The following is a 16005-nucleotide window of genomic DNA, read 5'->3' as shown; positions in this document are numbered from 1 at the left end:
GGCCGGAGCTCCCCGGCCCGCCGCCCAGTACGGATGAGCTGACCGACCGCTGGCGGGTCTAGTCCGGCCGACGTCTATCGTCTGCGGCATGGTTGCGGTCTCTTCGCGGGTGCAGGCGTTTGCTGCGGGTGGTTTCTGTGTCGTGGTGGCGGTGGCCGCCGCGCTGGCGGTGGATCTACGACTGGATCGGCACTGGATCCTGCGAGGGCTGACGCTCGCGCTGGCTCTGTGCTGTGCGGCACTGCTGGCCGGCCCTCAGCAGCGGCGGTTGCGGCGCATCATTGCCGCGGTGGGCCTCGCGATGTTCGGGGTGGTGTTCCCGGTGACGACCACGACCTGGGCGAGTCCGCCGGAGATCGACTTCGCACTCCAGGTCGCGACGGACGCCAAGGTGGCCGCGGAGAAGGCGGCTAGCTCGGTGGTTTCGGTCGACGACGTGAAGGCGGCTGCGGCGGCTCGTGGGGGCGCGGTCGGAAGCCCGCCGACCGACAAGACGCCTGAGGTGCGGGGTGCCGACGCCTATCCGCTCATCCTGCGCGCGGATCCGGCCAAGGGACGGCCGTGGGCCTGCCTGAGCTTCGTCGGGCTGACGGCCAGGGTTCGCCCCTGCTGAAGGGGTGGGCAATCGATTTCTCATCGCTTAGGGTCGCCGTATGACTCTTGGGAACCTGTCCGGAATCAGCGCGCTCGTGGATGTCGAGACGCGCTCCATCAGCGCGGAGAACCCGACCGGCGAGCCAGGTCAGGGCGGCCGGCGGACCGAGGGGACCGGTGCCCACGCGGCCCGCGACCTCGGTCAGGGCTGGAAGGTCTCTCCGTCGATCGAGATCGGCCCGGGGGAGACCGCCACCCTGGCCGACATCACCGGTTCCGGTGCGATCACCCACATCTGGCTGACCACGCATGTGGACCACTGGCGGCGGCTGGTGCTGCGGGCGCACTGGGATGGCGATGAGGCCCCCGCGATCGAGACGCCGGTTGGGGACTTCTTCTGCTCCGGCTGGGGCAAGTTCGCCCAGGTGAACTCGCTCCCGGTCGCCGTGAACCCGAACGGCGGCTTCAACTGCTACTGGGAGATGCCGTTCCAGTCCCAGGCGACTCTGACGCTGGAGAACACCCACGACGAGACGGTGGTCGTCTACTTCCAGGTGGACTACTGGTTGGGCGCCGTACCGGACAAGTCGGCGTACCTGCATGCGCAGTGGCGGCGGAGCAACCCGCTGGCGGCTGCGACCGTGCACACGCTGCTGGACGGTGTGGAGGGCCCGGGCCACTACGTGGGCACCTACCTCGCGTGGGGCGTCAACAGCAGTGGCTGGTGGGGTGAGGGTGAGGTGAAGTTCTATCTGGACGGGGACGAGGAGTTCCCGACCATCTGCGGTACCGGTACGGAGGACTACTTCGGTGGCGCGTGGAACTTCGACGTACCGCACCTGGGTGGGTACACCGAGTTCAGTACGCCGTACCTCGGGATGCCGCAGGTGATCCGGCCGGACGGGCAGTACGCGAGCCAGCAGCGGTTCGGCATGTACCGGTTCCACCTGCCGGATCCGATCCGCTTCCGCTCCAAGCTGCGTGCCGACGTACAGGCGCTTGGCTGGCGGTCGGGTGGGCGCTACCTGCCGCTGCAGGACGACATTGCGTCGACTGCGTTCTTCTACTCGGCTCAGACGAGTACGGCGCGTCCTGAGGCACCGGTGCACGACGTGATGGAGATCTGCTGACTTACGGGATCGGTAGCGGCTTGTCGAGGGCCTGACCGGCGAGGACGACCAGGGCAGCGGTCCAGCCCAGGGGAGCCTCGCCGGCGGGCTGGTGGTCGCGGTTGACCTTCTCCGGCAGGCTTCCGCTCGGTGTGCGGTAGTGATCGAGCCAGCTCAGGATCTCCGCAGCGGTGGCGCGGTCGCCACGAGCTGCCGCGCTCAGGGCGAACATGGCGGTCTGCGGCGTCCAGGAGACGCCGTCTGCCCGCCACTCCTCGCCGGGGTCCTGGCCGCCGTTCGGCTGGGTCAGGGTCGCGCGGGCGTTGGTGATCGCCTGGCTGACAAGCTCCCGCTCTGGAGCGAACGGTGGGCCGAGGACGGTGACGATCGCGTCGGCGCCACCGCCTAGCCGGGCCGGTGGCAGTCCGGGTTCCAAAAAGCTCTCCGCGTACGGCGGGGTGCGCGGAAAGTCCGGTGCGAAGTGGCGCTCGGTTGCCGCGGACAACGTGGTGAGAGCGGCCTGCCAGCGGTCCGCCTCGGCGGTGTGGCCGAGCTCCATGGCGATCCGGATCGCAGCACGCAGTCCGGTCAGTAGGGGCGCGACCGTGCCCAGGGTGACCTCGGACTCGGGCCGCTCCCAGTAGTCGGGTGACGGACCGGGGAGGCCGTTCGTCCCGAGCTCACGGGTGATCTGGTCGGCGGACTCCCGGACCATCTCCCAGTGCCGGTCGCCGCTGCGGCAGAACCACGTGGCCCAGGGCACCCAGCCGGAGCCGTCGAGCTGTGGCTCGCGGCCGTCGGCGACTGGTCTGCCGGACTCGAGGTACCGGGCCTCCCAGCGCCCCTCAGCCGGTTTGATCCGGTCCAGGAAGTCGAGCACGCGCGCCGCTTCGGCGTACTGGCCGACCGCGCAGCGGGCCGCTGCGACGAACGACGCGTCCCGTGGCCAGACATAGCGCCAGGGGCCGTCCCAGCCGGCCAGCGTGGCACCACTGGGCAGGGTGAGCGCGTCCAGATCGGCGAGGGCCTGGGCGCGGAGGTCCCGGTGGGGTTGGCCGGATCGATGCGGCACTCCGTCGGCCACCAGGCCGGGCTGTGGGTAGTGGTCGAGGTTCAGCGCGCCACCACCGGCCAGGACAGCCAGCAGTACGGCGATCGCCGCGGTGGGGAACCACCGGACCCGCCGCGCGCTGTTGTCCCGCATCGAACCCCCTATTGGGCGAGGTGCTGCACTTCGGCTTCGAACTTCCGCCGGGGTGCCAGCTCGACCAGGAACATCGCTGACAGGACCAGTGCACCACCGATCAGCATCCGCCAGGTGACACTCTCCGTGCCGAACAGCACCGCGAACGACGAGGCGAACACCGGCTCCATCGTCATGGCGATCGCAGCCCGGGTTGGCGTCAGATGGGCCTGCGCCCAGGTCTGCACGATCAGTGCGAGCGCACCGGCGATCAGAGCCATGTAGACCACGCTGATCCAGTCCGTGGTGTTGCTGGGGACCGAGAACCCGCCTGGGATGGCGCCGACCGCGCAGACGCAGGTGATCACGACCATCTGGAGCGCCGACAGCCCGAAGGCGTTCTCCGGTGTGGACCAGGCGCCCAGACCGATGATGTGCAAGGCATACAGGCCCGCAGATGCCAGCGTGAGCAGCTCACCGGGTCCCATGCTGAAGCCGCGCAGCGCCAGGACGCCGAGGCCGACTGTGGCCAGAGCCACAGCGACCCAGGCCCAGCGGCCGAGCTTGTGGCGCAGGATGACCGCAGCGAGCAGTGGGGTGAAGACGACGTACATGCCGGTGACGAAGCCGGAAACGCTCGCGTCGGTGTGCCGCAGGCCTTCGGTCTGCACCAGCTGGGCAATGCCGTAGGTGATGCCCAGGGCAACGGCCCGGCCACGGTCGAGGCGGCTCAGCCGGCCGATCGCCGCCGGGTAGATCAGCACCAGTGCGACCGCCGCGATCAGGAATCGCAACGCCAGGTAGTCGGCGACGTCCATCCTCGTGAGCAGGTCCTTGGTGAGGAAGAACGTCGATCCCCACGCCGCCGCCACGGCGAGCAGCGCCAGTACGGCAAGGCGCGAGCGATTCACGCGGACAGCTAATCACCCCGCCCGGGTGGCGACCAAAACGCAGGACGGCCTAGAGGACTGTGATGGTGATGGTGCTGCCCGGGCGGACCTTCTGGCCGGCGCCGGGGTTCTGGGCGGCGACGATGTTCAGGCCGATGTTCAGCGCTGCCTTCTCGACCTTCACCTCGAACCCGGCCTGCTTGAGGATCTGCTGGGCCTCGGCGACCGACTTGCGCTTCACATTCGGTACGTCGACCAGCGGCGGACCCTTGGAGACGACGACCTGCACCTTGTCCTTGGCGTACAGCGTCCCGCCCCGCGGGGTCTGGCTGATCACAGCGCCCTCGGGCACCTTGGCGTCGTACTGCTCGGTGCGGTTGACGACGAACCCGAGTTTGCGCAGCGCCTTGTTGGCCTCGCGATAGGTCTTGCCGGTGAAGTCGGGGACCGCGATCGGCTTCTTGCCCTTGCTCACCACGAAGTTGACCGCAGTGTCCGGCGCCACGACCATGTCGAACCGGGGGTAGAAGGCAACTACTCGGCCGGCCGGCACTTTCTCGTTGTACTGCTCGTTGATCTGGCCCTGCACGAGTTTGATCGCTGCGATTGCCCGGTTGGCGGCGTCCAGGTCCAGACCGGCGAGCTGAGGCATGCGGTACCGCTCCGGTCCCTTGGAGACGGTCAGCTGGATCTCGCCGTCCTTGCGGATCCGCTCACCCGGCTTGGGGTCGGTGGACAGCACCTGTCCCTTGGGAACATCCTCGGAGAAGTCCTGGTTGGCCAGGGTGGTCCGCAGCTGCACCTTCTGCGCCTCGATCGCAGCCGAGGCCGGAGTCAGCTTCACGAGATCCGGTGCGGTCGTGTAGCGGTGGACGCCGTAGTACCAGGCCGAGGTCCCGATACCGACGGCCGCCAGCAGGATGATGATGAGCGCGACCAGCCCCCGGCTAGGCCGCCGTCGTACTGGTTTGCGCTGTACTGGCTGACCAGTAGGGCGTCCGTGCTCCACCGGTACGACGATCGTCTCGTGCTTGAGCACACTCACCGGCGTCACCGGAGTGACCTCGCGCGTGTAGCCGTCGTCGTAGTCGCTGTCCTGCCGGATCTGCTGGATCGGCACAGTCAGGTCGCCAGTGAGCTCAGGGTCGTCCGGCAGGCCTTCTTCGAGCGCACTGCGGACCCGACGCACCTGACGGCTCAGCACGCGCGCATCGGCCGGGCGGAGATCCCGTTGCCGGGCGGTGGCGCGCTGCACGAGCGCATCGACGTACGGCGGGATGTTCGGCTGCACCAGGGACGGAGCGGGCACGTCCGCGTGCACGTGGGCGTAGGCAACCTGGATCGGGGTGTCACCACTGTGTGGCTTGTCACCTGTCAGCAGCTCGTAGAGGAGGATGCCGGACGAGTACACGTCCGAGCGGGCGTCCGCACTGCCGTCGGTCACCAGCTCAGGGGCCAGGTAGGAGACCGTGCCCATCAGCAGGCCCTGCGTCGCGGTGTTGCCGGTGGCACTGACCGCACGCGCCAGACCGAAGTCGGCGACCTTCACTGTGCCGCTGTCGGAGAGCAGAACGTTCTCCGGCTTGATGTCGCGGTGGACGATGCCTGCGTCGTGCGCAGCGGACAGTGCGGACAGGATCGGCATCAGCAGGTCGAGTGCGCGGGCCGGTGAGAGTGGGGCGTGCTCACGGATCAGGTCACGCAGCGTGCGGCCGGGGATGTACTCCATGGCCAGGAACAGGGTGCCGTTGTCGTCCCCCTGGTCGAACACTGCGACCACGTTCGGATGCGAGAGCTTGGCGGCGGCTCGGGCCTCGGCGACGAAGCGGCGCGCGAACTGGGCGTCGTCACCGAGACCGTCGTGCATGATCTTGAGCGCGACGATCCGGTCCAGCCGCATGTCCAGCGCCTGGTAGACGGTGGCCATGCCACCCCTGGCGACCCGTGCACCCACGCGGTAGCGGCCGTCGAGCACACGCCCGACGAGGCGGTCGCCAACCTGCGTGTCCACGTCATCCGTCACTGCTGGTGAGCCGCCTCTCAAGCTACCTCTGCTCCAGAGAGTGTAGATAAGGCTCCAGGTCGACCGTGCCAGGCGCACCGCTGTCCGGGTTGGTCAAACGGTCACTTGAGCGGATTCCAGCCCTTCTCGAACTGGCCCTTGAGGCGCAGGACGTTCTTCACGTAGAGCTTGGTGTCGGGGTACATCCCGTTACGTCGCACTCCGCCCAGGCCCTGGTAGTAGCCCGCTACGGCGATGTCGAGCTTGGCGGCACCGGTGAGCCGGTCCAGCAGCACCACACCGGCTGTGACGTTGTCCTGGGCCTTCAGCAGGTCCAGGTCGCGGCCGACGATGCCCGAGGAGAACCGTCCGGTGGACGGGATCACCTGCATCGCTCCGATGGCGTTGGCAGGGGAGACCACGCGCTGCTTCCAGCCGGACTCCTGCCAGCTCACCGCGAGCGCCAGCTCCGGATCGACGCCGTACCGCTTGGCCGTCGCGACGATCAGCGTGCGCATCTGCGCGCGGGTCGGGAGCTTGCGCTTCTTCAGGGTGGCCCGGTTGCGGTCGGCCTGGGCGACGATGTGGTCGGCGTAGGTGCGGCCGGCGAAGGTGTTGTTCTTGTTCTTCGTGCTCTTCCTGGGTGCCTTCGCCTTGAGCTTCACCGGCACCCGCAGGGTCTTGCCCGCGAAGATGCGGTCGCTGGACCGCATCCGGTTGGCCGCCAGCAGGTTGGCCTGCGAGCACCGGAAGCGCTTGGCGATCTTGGAGATCGTGTCGCCCGGTTTGACGACGTACCGGCTCATGCGGAGCTGGGAGCGCTTGACCGGTGTCTTGGCGGCGGTCCGGCCCTTGGGCGCGGCCTTGGGGGCTCCGGGCAGTTTCAGGACCTCGCCGGCGTAGATGGCGTTGCCGTTGCCCGGGAGCTTGTTCAGGGTGACCAGCGTCCGGACGCTGGTCCCGTAGCGGTTGGCGATGTGACTGAGCGTGTCACCGCTCTTCACCGTGTAGGCGCCGAAGCCCGGCGACCCGGCGGTGATCACCCCGGCAGCCAGCACCGGTACTGCGATTCCGGTCAGTACACGTACGACATTTCGCATGGTCCATCTCCCCGTGTCACGTCACTTGACCGTAAGTGCTGGTACGGATGTGACAACAGAGGCGAATGGGGTGATTGTTACGCCTGTAACTCAATGTTTATATTGTGAGGTCAGAACTGACCGAAACGGCTCCGTAAAAAGGGTTTACCGAGATCCGGGACGACGCCGGTGCGGACGGTCTCGGCGATGATCGCTGCCGTGATCGGGGTCAGCAGTACGCCGTTGCGGTAGTGACCAGTTGCCCAGAGCAACCCATCGAGGCCGGACGGGCCGAGGATCGGTGCGTTGTCGGGGGTGGCCGGCCGGAGTCCGGCGATCGTCTCCACCAGTTCGAGTTCGTCGGTGACCGGCAGCACGGTCCTTGCATCGCGCAACAAAGCGAACACACCGCCGGCGAGCACTCTGGTGTCGTAGCCGAGCTCGTTGCTCGTGGCACCGACCACCAGCTCGCCACCGGGCCGGGGGACCAAATAGACCGAAAATCCGCGGGCGGTGGCGCGGACCGTGTGATTGAGTGCCGGGCGATATGCCTCGGGTACGCGCAGCCGCAGTACTTCGCCTTTGACCGGGCGCACCGGAGCACGTAATTCAGCAGGCACGCCTTTCAGTTGTGCCGACCACGGTCCGGTCGCGGCAATCACGTGCGCGGCATGTACGGCGGTCCCGTCCGCGAGCTGCACGCCGATTGCCGTCGTACCGGCGGTGATGACGTGGGAGACGCTCTGGCGGATCACGGTGACGCCGGAGACCTCGACTGCGCGGAGGAGAGCGGTGACTGCCTGCCTATTGTCGACCGAGTGGTCACCGGGGACCCAGACACCGCCGGAGACTCCGTTGGCCAACAGGGGCTCGCGTTTGCGGGCCTCGCGGCCGGACAGCACCTCTACGGCCAGACCTAGGTTGCGCTGGTACTCCGCTAGCCGGCGGAGCTCGGCTGCGTCGTCGACGTCGTACGCGACCGACAGCGTGCCGGTCTGGTGCAGTCCGGCGGACAGGCCGGTCGCTTCCTCGAGCCGTGCGGCGAAATCGGGCCAGGCGTCGACACCGGCCAGGTTGAGCGCGAGCAGGTCGTCCTCGCCGTACTCGACCTCGGTGACCGGAGCGAGCATGCCGGCGGCGACTATGGAGGTCTGTTCGCCCGGAGTCGGGTCGCAGACCGTCACCTGCAGACCGTCCACCGCCAGCTGCCAGGCGGTCGCCAGACCGATCAGCCCGCCGCCAATCACCACCACATCGGACGTGTGCTCAGGCATGCCGTCACCCTACGTCCGGTGCGGCATGGCAGGCTGTGTCGTGTGACTGAGTCCACGGACCGCCTGCAGGACGCCCGCCTGTACCTGTGTACCGACGCGCGCGAGGAGCAGGGCGACCTCGAACAGTTCCTGGACGCCGTGCTGGCAGGCGGCGTCGACATCGTGCAGCTCCGTCAGAAGGAGATGGAGGCTGCTGACGAGCTTGCGGCGCTGGAGGTGTTCGCGGCCGCGTGTAGACGGCACGGCAAGCTGCTGGCGGTGAACGACCGGGCAGACATCGCCTTTGCGGCCGGAGCCGACGTACTGCACCTGGGGCAACGCGACCTGCCGGTGCACGCGGCCCGGGCTGTCATCGGATCGGATCCGATCATCGGGCGGTCATGTCACACCTTCAGCCAGGTGAACGCAGCCGTGGACGAGCAGGGGTCGGAGTACTTCTGCGTCGGCCCGACCTGGGAGACCCCGACCAAACCGGGCCGCCAGGCGGCTGGGCTGGAGCTGGTCTCCTATGCGGCAAGCCGCCAGCAATCAAAGCCCTGGTTCGCGATCGGTGGTATCGATCTCGAACGGCTGGACGAGGTTGTGGCGGCCGGTGCGACCCGAGTGGTCGTCGTACGGGCGATCACTGCGGCTGACGACCCGGGCGCGGCAGCTGCCGAGTTCAGCCGGCGGCTGCGGGGTGCCGGGTGACGAACCCGAAGACCGTCCGCATCGTCGCGATCGTGCTGATCGCGATGCTGGTGATCACGCTGGCCGCCTCGTTGTTCGGCTGCGCACCGGCAAAGACGCCGTCGTCGACGCCGAGTGTCGATCCGGTCAGCGGCCTGCGCTTCGTTGCAGTGACCGAGTTGCCCAAGGAAGCGCAGGACACCCTGAAGCTGATCGACAAGGGCGGCCCGTACCCGTACAACCGCGACGGTGTGGTCTTCGGCAACCGCGAGAAGCTCCTGCCCAAGCAGAACAACGGCTACTACCACGAGTACACCGTGAAGACGCCGGGGGAGCGGGACCGTGGCGCCCGCCGGATCGTTACCGGCAAGAGCGACGAGCGCTACTACACCGACGACCACTATGCATCGTTCCGCCGGATCGCGGAGGACAACCGATGACCGACCTGCGTGCCTTGCTGACCGAGGGCCTGCGCCCCGGCGTCTACCGCTGGCAGTCCAGTCGCAGCACCGACGACGTACGGCGTGAAGTCGCCGCAGCAGGCTGGGACTTCGTCCTGCTGGACACCACCGACGTCCACGACAAAGCTGGCTTCCTGGACCTCTGTGCGACCGCCTTCGACTTCCCCCGCTGGTTCGGCCGCAACTGGGACGCCCTCGCGGACTCCCTGAGCGACCGCTCCACCGGCGAGCCCGAAATCGTCCTCTGGACCGGCCTCGACCACCTGCTCGAGCACGACCACGACACCGTCGACGTAGCCCTGCAGATCTTCACCGAAGACACCGCCAACTCCGGCCAGCTCCGCTTCCTCATCCACGAGCAGCCCAAGGCAGACACCCCGGCCCTGCTCACTGCGCTGCCGTCGCTCTAGAGCACGCGGGACGTTGCGGCGATCGCCAGATCGGTCAGACCCTTTCGGGCGGTGTCGTCGGCCAGAGGGGCGCGATCCAGGGCGTCCAGGGCGTCTTCGGTGCGCTCGGTGATCAGGTCTTCGCAGGCCTGTACGGCGCGGGAGTCCTGCAGGATCTCGCGGAGCAGCTGGATCTCGTCGTCGTCGAGGTCGGGGCGGCCGAAGAGGCGGTCGAACTCGGCCAGCTGGACCTCGGAGGCGTGGTCGACCGCGTAGGCGACCAGGACGGTGCGCTTGCCTTCGCGGAGGTCGTCGCCGGCGGGCTTGCCGGTCAGGGCCGGGTCGCCGAAGACGCCGAGCAGGTCGTCGCGCAGCTGGAACGCCTCACCGATCGGCTGTCCGTACGCCGAGAGCGCGTCGATGAGCTGTTGGTCGCAGCCGGCGAGTGCTGCGCCGACGTGGAGTGGCCGCTCGACGGTGTAGCTTGCGGACTTGTAGCGGAGGACGCGCAGCGCCAGGTCCATGTCGGACTCGCCACTGGCCTGGGCAACGAGGTCCAGGTACTGCCCTGCGGTCACCTCGACGCGCACTGAGTCGAAGAAGCGCGAGGCGCGAGCCAACGCGGCCGCGTCGAAGCCGGAGGTGTGCATCAGTTCGTCTGCCCAGATCAGGCACAAGTCGCCGAGCAGAATGGCCGCACCGACGCCGAAGCTCACCGGATCGCCACCACGGCCGGATGCCTCCGACCTGGCCCGCTGGAGCGCTTCGAACTGGCGGTGCGCGGCCGGGGCGCCACGCCGTACATCAGAAGAGTCCATGACGTCGTCGTGCACCAGAGCGCTGACGTGCAGCATCTCCAGGCTGGCTGCCGCGGTCAGGATCGGCTGGGCCGGGTCACCGCCGGCGGCACGGAAGCCCCAGTAGCAGAACGCCGGTCGCAGCCGCTTACCGCCGCTGGTCGCGTCCCGGGCGGCCTGCACGACCTCGGCCAGCTCCGGCCCGATGGCCGTCAGGCGCTGCTGCTGAAGGTCCAGGAAGCCGGTCAGCGCGCGCTGGACCTCGAGGGGGATGTCCACTTCGCCATACACGTCTCGGAGCGTAGTCGGTCACTGCACCGACGCCGACGGCGCGGGTAACCTTGGCGCATGGCCAACGGACTTCCCTCCACGCTCCCCGGCAGTACTCCGACTGTCCGTGAGCTGCTGGCCAGTGGGAACCGTTCCTTCTCCTTCGAGTTCTTCCCACCGAAGACTCCCGAGGCCGAGGAGGTGCTGTGGCGCTCACTGCGCGAGATCGAGCAGCTGCGCCCCACCTTCGTCTCGATCACGTACGGCGCCGGCGGCACTACCCGGGACGGGACCATCCGCGTCACCGAGCGAGTCGCGCAGGACACGTCGCTGACGCCGATCGGTCACCTGACCTGCGTCTCGCACTCCCGGGACGAGCTGCGTTCGGTGATCGGTGCGTACGCCGGCTCCGGCGTACGGAACATGCTGGCACTGCGCGGAGACCCGCCCGGCGGTCCGAACCAGCCGTGGGTCGCACACCCCCAAGGGCTGAACCACGCGGTCGAGCTGGTCGAGCTGATTCGTGAGCTGGGCGACTTCTGCGTCGGCGTGGCGGCGTTCCCGGACAAGCACCCGGAGGCCTCGTCGCTGGAGGCAGATGCGCAGGTGCTCGCGGCCAAGGCACAGGCCGGTGCGGACTACGCCATCACCCAGATGTTCTTCGGCGCGGATGACTACTTCCGGCTGGTCGACCGGGCCGCTGCGCTCGGCTGTGACATCCCCGTGCTGCCCGGCATCATGCCGGTGACCAACATCAAGCAGATCCAGCGGATGGCCGAGCTGACCGGGATGGCGCTGCCCAAGCCGGTCACCGACCGCCTGCTGGCGGTCGAGGAGGACCCGGCCGCGGTGCGGCAGGTGGGTGTGGAGATCGCGACCGAGCTGTGCGAGCAACTGCTCGCCGGTGGCGCACCGGGGATCCACTTCATCACTCTGAACCGCTCGACGGCGACCCGGCAGGTCTTCCAGAACCTGGGCAGCCACGTCGCCTCCTGAGCTCTATCCTGGGCGGATGGCTGACCCGTCCGACCTGCTGGTCGATCGCACCCTCGTCCTGCTCCGCCACTCCAAGGCAGTACCGCCGGAGTCGATGCCGGACCTGCAGCGGCCGCTCGCGGACCGCGGTCGCGCGGACGCCGCCGCGGCCGGCCGGTACCTCGTTGCCCAGGGCATCGAAGCGGACCTGGTCCTGTGCTCACCGTCGCAGCGCACCCGGGAGACCTGGCAGTACGCCGCCGAGGCCGGTGCGACCGCCACGGACGTCTGGTACGACCGGCAGATCTACAACGCCGACACCGTCGAGCTCCTGGACGTCATCCGCGAGGCACCGGCCGAGGCCCGCACCGTGATCATGGTCGGGCACGCACCGGGTATCCCGTGGCTGGCCGACGAGCTGGCCCTGGACGGGACCAGCCCGGAGCGCGTCCAGCTCACCCAGAAGTACCCGACGTCCGGACTGACCGTCCTGCACCTGACCTGCCGCTGGGCGGACCTGTCGGCGGACGACGCCGACCTGGTGTCGTACGTCGTCCCCCGCGGCTAAGTGCTGGCAGGGCAGTTGCCGTCAGCCGGTAGCTGCCCGGTGAGCAGGTATTTCTCGGCCTTGGCGTCGATACAGGGATTCTTCCGGATCAGGTACGTCGCGTGGTTGCCGCCGTTCTCGATCAGAAGCCGTGATCCCTTGAGCACCAGGTGCATCCGGCGTGCGCCGACCAACGGAGTAGGCCCGTCGTACCGCGGTTGGATCAACAGGATCGGCGGGAGGTTGCCCGAGCCGATCCTGGTCTGCTGCACCGGACCGACCGGCCAGAAGGCGCAGGGCGCGCTGTACCAGGTGTTCAACCAAGCGATGTACGGCGCGCGGTGCGCCGCGATGGACGTCTCCCAGTGCCAGGCGCTCCAGTTCCGTGGCCAGCCGGGATCGGTGCAGTTGTAGGCCAGCTGGGCCGGATCCACCGGTTGCAGTGCGAATTGGTCGGTGAGCGATAGAACGCCGGACGGGTTACCGCGCCGGTACTGCGCGATGGCGTCGGCCGTGTCCGGCCACTGGTCGTCGGTGTAGAGAGCGGACGCGAGGAGGTCGTCGACCTCGGCGATCCCGGCACGTCCTCCGGCCGGCTTCTTGGCCACGTCGCTGCGCAGCTTGTCCCACACCGCCTGGACGGCCTTCGCCGTCTTGCCCAGGTGATACGTCTTGTCACGCTCGGCGATCCACCGGAACATCGCTTGCACGCGGGCCTGCAGAGCCGGGTCCTGCTCATAGCCGGTCCGGTACGTCGACACCAGCGGATCGACCACGCTGTTGAGGATCATCCGGCCGGTGTGCTGCGGAAACATCGTCGCGTACGTCGCGCCGAGCTTGGAGCCGTACGAGTAGCCCAGGTAGTCGATCTTGTCGCGCCCGAGCGCGATGCGGATCCGGTCCATGTCCCGGGCGGTGTTGTCGGTAGTGATGTACGGCAGCAGGTCCTTGGCCTTGCTACCGCACTGCGCCGCAACCTGCTTCGCCTGCTGGATGCGCTGCTGCTCTTGCTTCGCACTCGCCGGTTGGTAGGGGAGTGCCGGGTGCTTGATCAGCTTGCTGAAGTCGCCGCAGTCGACCGGCGTACTGCTGCCGACTCCGCGTGGGTCGAAGCTGAACACGGCGTACTGGTCGCTGAGCTTGTCCGAGAGGCCGTGGTTGACCAGTTGCTCGGTGCCGATGCCGGACGCACCCGGTCCGCCCGGATTGACCAGCAGGAAGCGTTTCGCGCTGAGACTGCCGACACCGGAGATGGTCAGCGTGATCTGCCGGCCGTTCGGCTTCGCGTAGTCCAGTGGGACCTTCAGCGTCGCGCAGGCGGTCTGACGCTGAGCGCCCGAGTCAGGCGGGCACTCACCCCATTTGAGCTTGGTCGGTGCGGCTGTAGCGGGGGCAGTGAGTTGCGCGGCCAGCGATACGACGACAACGCCGATCGCGGCCGCGCGCAGAACCTTGGTCAAGACGCACTTCTCCTGGGTCAGGAGGCGCGGGCGGGCAGCCAATGGGTTGTGCTGTTCACTGTAACCATGCGCTGCGTAGCGCGAGTCAGGACGACATAGAGCGCCCGAACGCCGCCCAGTGTTTCGCTGACGATCCGGTCCGGCTCCACCACCACGACGGCGTCGTACTCGAGGCCCTTGGACTCCAAGGGGGTGAGGGCGACGACCCGGGGGTCTCCGATCTCGGCCAGCACTCGCTCCACGGCCGGACGCTGCGTCGGCGTCACGATCACACCGACTGTGCCTTCGACGAGCTGCAGGAGCTCGGCTGCGGCGTCACCGGCGGCCTCCGCGATCTTGCCGGCGTCGAAGATCCGGTGCTCCGGTTCGATACCTGTCTCGCGGACCGCGTTCGGCAGGTCGGCGTCCGGCAGGGTCTGCCGGATCACCTCACCGGCGAACGCGTAGATCTCGGCCGAGTTGCGGTAGTTGGTGGACAGCCGGAAGCTGTGCCGCTGCAGGTGCGACAGCATCGAGTCCATCGCCGCACGGGCTTCGTCCGGATCCGGCCAGGAGCTCTGCGCCGGGTCGCCGACGATCGTCCAGCTGGCCTGCGGACCGCGCCGGGTGACCATCCGCCACTGCATGGGCGAGAGGTCCTGCGCCTCGTCCACCAGGACGTGCGCGTAGTCGTCCGGCTCCTCGGCATCCCTGGCCGCCGCGGCACGCGCCCGGCGCTCGGACGTAGTCAGCACCTCGTTCACACCGTCCGACAGACCTTCCAGCCAGTCGAACTCTTCGTCCCGGGACTCCTGGACCGGCGGGCGGCCCAGGTACGTGCTGAGCTCGTCCAGCAACGCCACGTCGGCGACGGTGAAGTCGTCCGTACTACGGATCGCCGCAGCCAGCGTCTCGATCTCGACCGGCGTCAGTTCGTTGCGAGCCCAGCGCTGCAACCGGCGTGGGTCACCCAGCCAGCGCAGCACGGACTCTGGTGTCAGCACCGGCCACCACTGGTTGAAGAACGTCCGGAACGCCGGGGTGTCGGTGACACGGTCACCGAACGCCTCACGGTCGCCGTACACACCGGTGCGCAGGTCCTCCGGGAACCGCTGCCACAGAGCGGCCACTAGACCCTTGCGGGCCTCGGACGCGGCCCGGTTGCGCGGAGTGCGACGCAGAGCATTGCGGCGGACGTTGTCGAGCTGATTGGTGTCCACCTCGACAGTGGCACCACCAATGAAGACCCGCAGCGTGGTCGGTGCGTTCGGGACGCGGTCCCGCGCAGCACGCGACAGTACGCCGCGCATCCGCAGCGAGCCCTTGATTGCGGCCGCATCGGCGTCGTCGACCGCAGTGGCCTTCACACCGTCGACCAGCTCGCCCACAGCGCGCAGGGAGACGGTGTTCTCACCAAGGCTCGGCAGGACGCGCTCGATGTAGGCCATGAACGCCGCCGACGGGCCGACCACCAGAACGCCGCCACGCTCGAACCGGCGGCGGTCGCTGTAGAGCAGGAACGCCGCACGGTGCAGGGCGACCACCGTCTTACCGGTGCCCGGCCCACCGCCGATCACGGTGACTCCGCGGGCAGGTGCCCGGATGGCCCGGTCCTGCTCGGCCTGGATGGTGGCGACGATGTCGCGCATCGTGTGACCACGGGCCCGCGACAGCGACGCCATCAGTGCGCCCTCGCCCATCACCGGCAGGTCCTCCGGTGCGCGCTCCGGCGCGAGCAGGTCGTCCTCGATCCCGATGATGCGTGGACCCTTGTTCCGCAGCACGCGACGGCGGACGACCTTCAGCCGATCCGTCCCGGTCGCTCGGTAGAACGGCTCCGCCGCCGGTGCCCGCCAGTCGATGACCAGTGGCTCGTACTCGGCGTCGCGGACCCCGATCCGGCCGACGTACAGGCTCTCGAGCTCGCTGGCAGCCGTCGCGGCCGGCTGGTCGTCGCCTTGGTCGGAGTCGAGCCGCCCGAAGACCAGGCCCTCGTGCTCCGCGTCCAGCTCCGCGATCCGGCGGGCGGCCGCGAACACCAGCACATCCCGCTCGTACAGACCCGTCTGCTCCTCCTCACGGACCCGGCCCACGTTCTGGGCCTGGGCCCGCGCGTGACCGTCCACCGCGATCCGGGATGCCGATCGAGCCGCCACATCGACCCGGTCGTACACCCGGTCGACATGCTGTTGCTCAGCCGCCAGCTCAGCCCGCTCGACGTTGTCGTCGTCGGCTGACAGGGGGGATTGATCCACCGAGATCCTCTCTACTGCCGGGCACCGCCCCGACACGAAACACAAGAACGTCCAATCTTAGTGCGCCTCGTT

The 16005-nt window shown here is 68.4% G+C and carries 15 protein-coding genes; 7 read left to right on the top strand and 8 right to left on the bottom strand.

The genetic code is table 11. The features are described 5' to 3' along the window. Window positions 1-88 precede the first annotated feature (88 nt). Together ACFCV3_RS21730 and ACFCV3_RS21725 are read left to right on the top strand one after the other, a co-directional pair. On the top strand, window positions 89-613 hold the full coding sequence (locus tag ACFCV3_RS21730) for a hypothetical protein (protein ID WP_376032417.1): 525 nt from the start codon (window positions 89-91) through the stop codon (window positions 611-613). A 40-nt stretch (window positions 614-653) separates the two neighbouring features. Further along, complete coding sequence (locus tag ACFCV3_RS21725) at window positions 654-1724, top strand: glycoside hydrolase family 172 protein (RefSeq protein ID WP_376032415.1); 1071 nt, start codon at window positions 654-656, stop codon at window positions 1722-1724. A 1-nt stretch (window position 1725) separates the two neighbouring features. Here ACFCV3_RS21725 and ACFCV3_RS21720 read toward each other — a convergent pair whose 3' ends face one another. The 5 genes from ACFCV3_RS21720 to thiO all read right to left on the bottom strand — a co-directional run bounded on the left by ACFCV3_RS21720 (window position 1726) and on the right by thiO (window position 8131). Then, window positions 1726-2907, bottom strand: coding sequence for a glucoamylase (locus tag ACFCV3_RS21720; protein ID WP_376032413.1), 1182 nt, complete (start codon window positions 2905-2907; stop codon window positions 1726-1728). Window positions 2908-2915: 8 nt separating this feature from the next. Further along, window positions 2916-3797 (bottom strand): DMT family transporter, encoded by an 882-nt coding sequence (locus tag ACFCV3_RS21715; protein WP_376032412.1) that lies wholly within the window; start codon window positions 3795-3797, stop codon window positions 2916-2918. Between the two features lie 49 nt (window positions 3798-3846). Continuing rightward, window positions 3847-5799: a Stk1 family PASTA domain-containing Ser/Thr kinase gene (pknB, locus tag ACFCV3_RS21710; RefSeq protein WP_376032410.1), complete on the bottom strand. Its 1953-nt coding sequence runs from the start codon at window positions 5797-5799 to the stop codon at window positions 3847-3849. Between the two features lie 101 nt (window positions 5800-5900). After that, on the bottom strand, window positions 5901-6878 hold the full coding sequence (locus ACFCV3_RS21705) for a LysM peptidoglycan-binding domain-containing protein (RefSeq protein ID WP_376032408.1): 978 nt from the start codon (window positions 6876-6878) through the stop codon (window positions 5901-5903). A 110-nt stretch (window positions 6879-6988) separates the two neighbouring features. Continuing rightward, window positions 6989-8131, bottom strand: coding sequence for a glycine oxidase ThiO (thiO, locus tag ACFCV3_RS21700; protein WP_376032406.1), 1143 nt, complete (start codon window positions 8129-8131; stop codon window positions 6989-6991). Window positions 8132-8173: 42 nt separating this feature from the next. Between thiO and thiE the strand changes: the two genes are divergently transcribed. From thiE to ACFCV3_RS21685, 3 genes are read left to right on the top strand one after another with little or no spacing between them, the layout of a single operon-like run. Continuing rightward, window positions 8174-8821 carry a thiamine phosphate synthase gene (gene thiE / locus ACFCV3_RS21695; protein ID WP_376032404.1) on the top strand — a complete coding sequence of 216 codons (648 nt, stop codon included), beginning with the start codon at window positions 8174-8176 and terminating at the stop codon, window positions 8819-8821. Continuing rightward, window positions 8818-9240 carry a ribonuclease domain-containing protein gene (locus ACFCV3_RS21690; protein ID WP_376032402.1) on the top strand — a complete coding sequence of 141 codons (423 nt, stop codon included), beginning with the start codon at window positions 8818-8820 and terminating at the stop codon, window positions 9238-9240. The genes thiE and ACFCV3_RS21690 overlap by 4 nt, the downstream gene beginning before the upstream one ends. Continuing rightward, a complete protein-coding gene (locus ACFCV3_RS21685) occupies window positions 9237-9671 on the top strand; it encodes a barstar family protein (RefSeq protein WP_376032400.1) in 435 nt (144 codons plus the stop codon). Before ACFCV3_RS21690 ends, ACFCV3_RS21685 begins: the two co-directional genes overlap by 4 nt. Here ACFCV3_RS21685 and ACFCV3_RS21680 read toward each other — a convergent pair. After that, window positions 9668-10738: a polyprenyl synthetase family protein gene (locus ACFCV3_RS21680; protein ID WP_376032398.1), complete on the bottom strand. Its 1071-nt coding sequence runs from the start codon at window positions 10736-10738 to the stop codon at window positions 9668-9670. The genes ACFCV3_RS21685 and ACFCV3_RS21680 overlap by 4 nt on opposite strands. Window positions 10739-10795: 57 nt before the next feature. On the opposite strand from ACFCV3_RS21680, the gene metF reads away from it, so the two are divergent. Both metF and ACFCV3_RS21670 read left to right on the top strand, forming a co-directional pair. Then, the gene (gene metF / locus ACFCV3_RS21675) at window positions 10796-11713 is read left to right on the top strand and encodes a methylenetetrahydrofolate reductase [NAD(P)H] (RefSeq protein WP_376032396.1); all 918 of its coding nucleotides are present in this window, start codon (window positions 10796-10798) and stop codon (window positions 11711-11713) included. Window positions 11714-11729: 16 nt separating this feature from the next. Beyond that, window positions 11730-12260 (top strand): histidine phosphatase family protein, encoded by a 531-nt coding sequence (locus tag ACFCV3_RS21670; protein WP_376032394.1) that lies wholly within the window; start codon window positions 11730-11732, stop codon window positions 12258-12260. Here ACFCV3_RS21670 and ACFCV3_RS21665 read toward each other — a convergent pair. Both ACFCV3_RS21665 and ACFCV3_RS21660 read right to left on the bottom strand, forming a co-directional pair. Continuing rightward, window positions 12257-13699 carry an alpha/beta hydrolase gene (locus ACFCV3_RS21665; protein ID WP_376032392.1) on the bottom strand — a complete coding sequence of 481 codons (1443 nt, stop codon included), beginning with the start codon at window positions 13697-13699 and terminating at the stop codon, window positions 12257-12259. The genes ACFCV3_RS21670 and ACFCV3_RS21665 overlap by 4 nt on opposite strands. Before the next feature lie 17 nt (window positions 13700-13716). Further along, on the bottom strand, window positions 13717-15933 hold the full coding sequence (locus ACFCV3_RS21660) for a HelD family protein (protein WP_376032390.1): 2217 nt from the start codon (window positions 15931-15933) through the stop codon (window positions 13717-13719). Window positions 15934-16005: the final 72 nt, after the last annotated feature.

Origin of the sequence: Kribbella sp. NPDC056345 (assembly GCF_042262745.1) — a bacterium.
Lineage (GTDB): Bacteria > Actinomycetota > Actinomycetes > Propionibacteriales > Kribbellaceae > Kribbella.
The sequence above is the reverse complement of the archived record's forward strand: the minus strand, read 5'-3'. Positions and strand labels throughout refer to the sequence as shown.

Excerpts from the sequence above, each read along its gene's own strand:
- ACFCV3_RS21730 (WP_376032417.1), top strand. The coding sequence starts at position 89 with ATGGTTGCGGTCTCTTCGCGGGTGCAGGCGTTTGCTGCGGGTGGTTTC.
- ACFCV3_RS21725 (WP_376032415.1), top strand. The coding sequence starts at position 654 with ATGACTCTTGGGAACCTGTCCGGAATCAGCGCGCTCGTGGATGTCGAG.
- ACFCV3_RS21720 (WP_376032413.1), bottom strand. The coding sequence starts at position 2,907 with ATGCGGGACAACAGCGCGCGGCGGGTCCGGTGGTTCCCCACCGCGGCG.
- ACFCV3_RS21705 (WP_376032408.1), bottom strand. The coding sequence starts at position 6,878 with ATGCGAAATGTCGTACGTGTACTGACCGGAATCGCAGTACCGGTGCTG.
- thiO (WP_376032406.1), bottom strand. The coding sequence starts at position 8,131 with ATGCCTGAGCACACGTCCGATGTGGTGGTGATTGGCGGCGGGCTGATC.
- ACFCV3_RS21685 (WP_376032400.1), top strand. The coding sequence starts at position 9,237 with ATGACCGACCTGCGTGCCTTGCTGACCGAGGGCCTGCGCCCCGGCGTC.
- metF (WP_376032396.1), top strand. The coding sequence starts at position 10,796 with ATGGCCAACGGACTTCCCTCCACGCTCCCCGGCAGTACTCCGACTGTC.
- ACFCV3_RS21670 (WP_376032394.1), top strand. The coding sequence starts at position 11,730 with ATGGCTGACCCGTCCGACCTGCTGGTCGATCGCACCCTCGTCCTGCTC.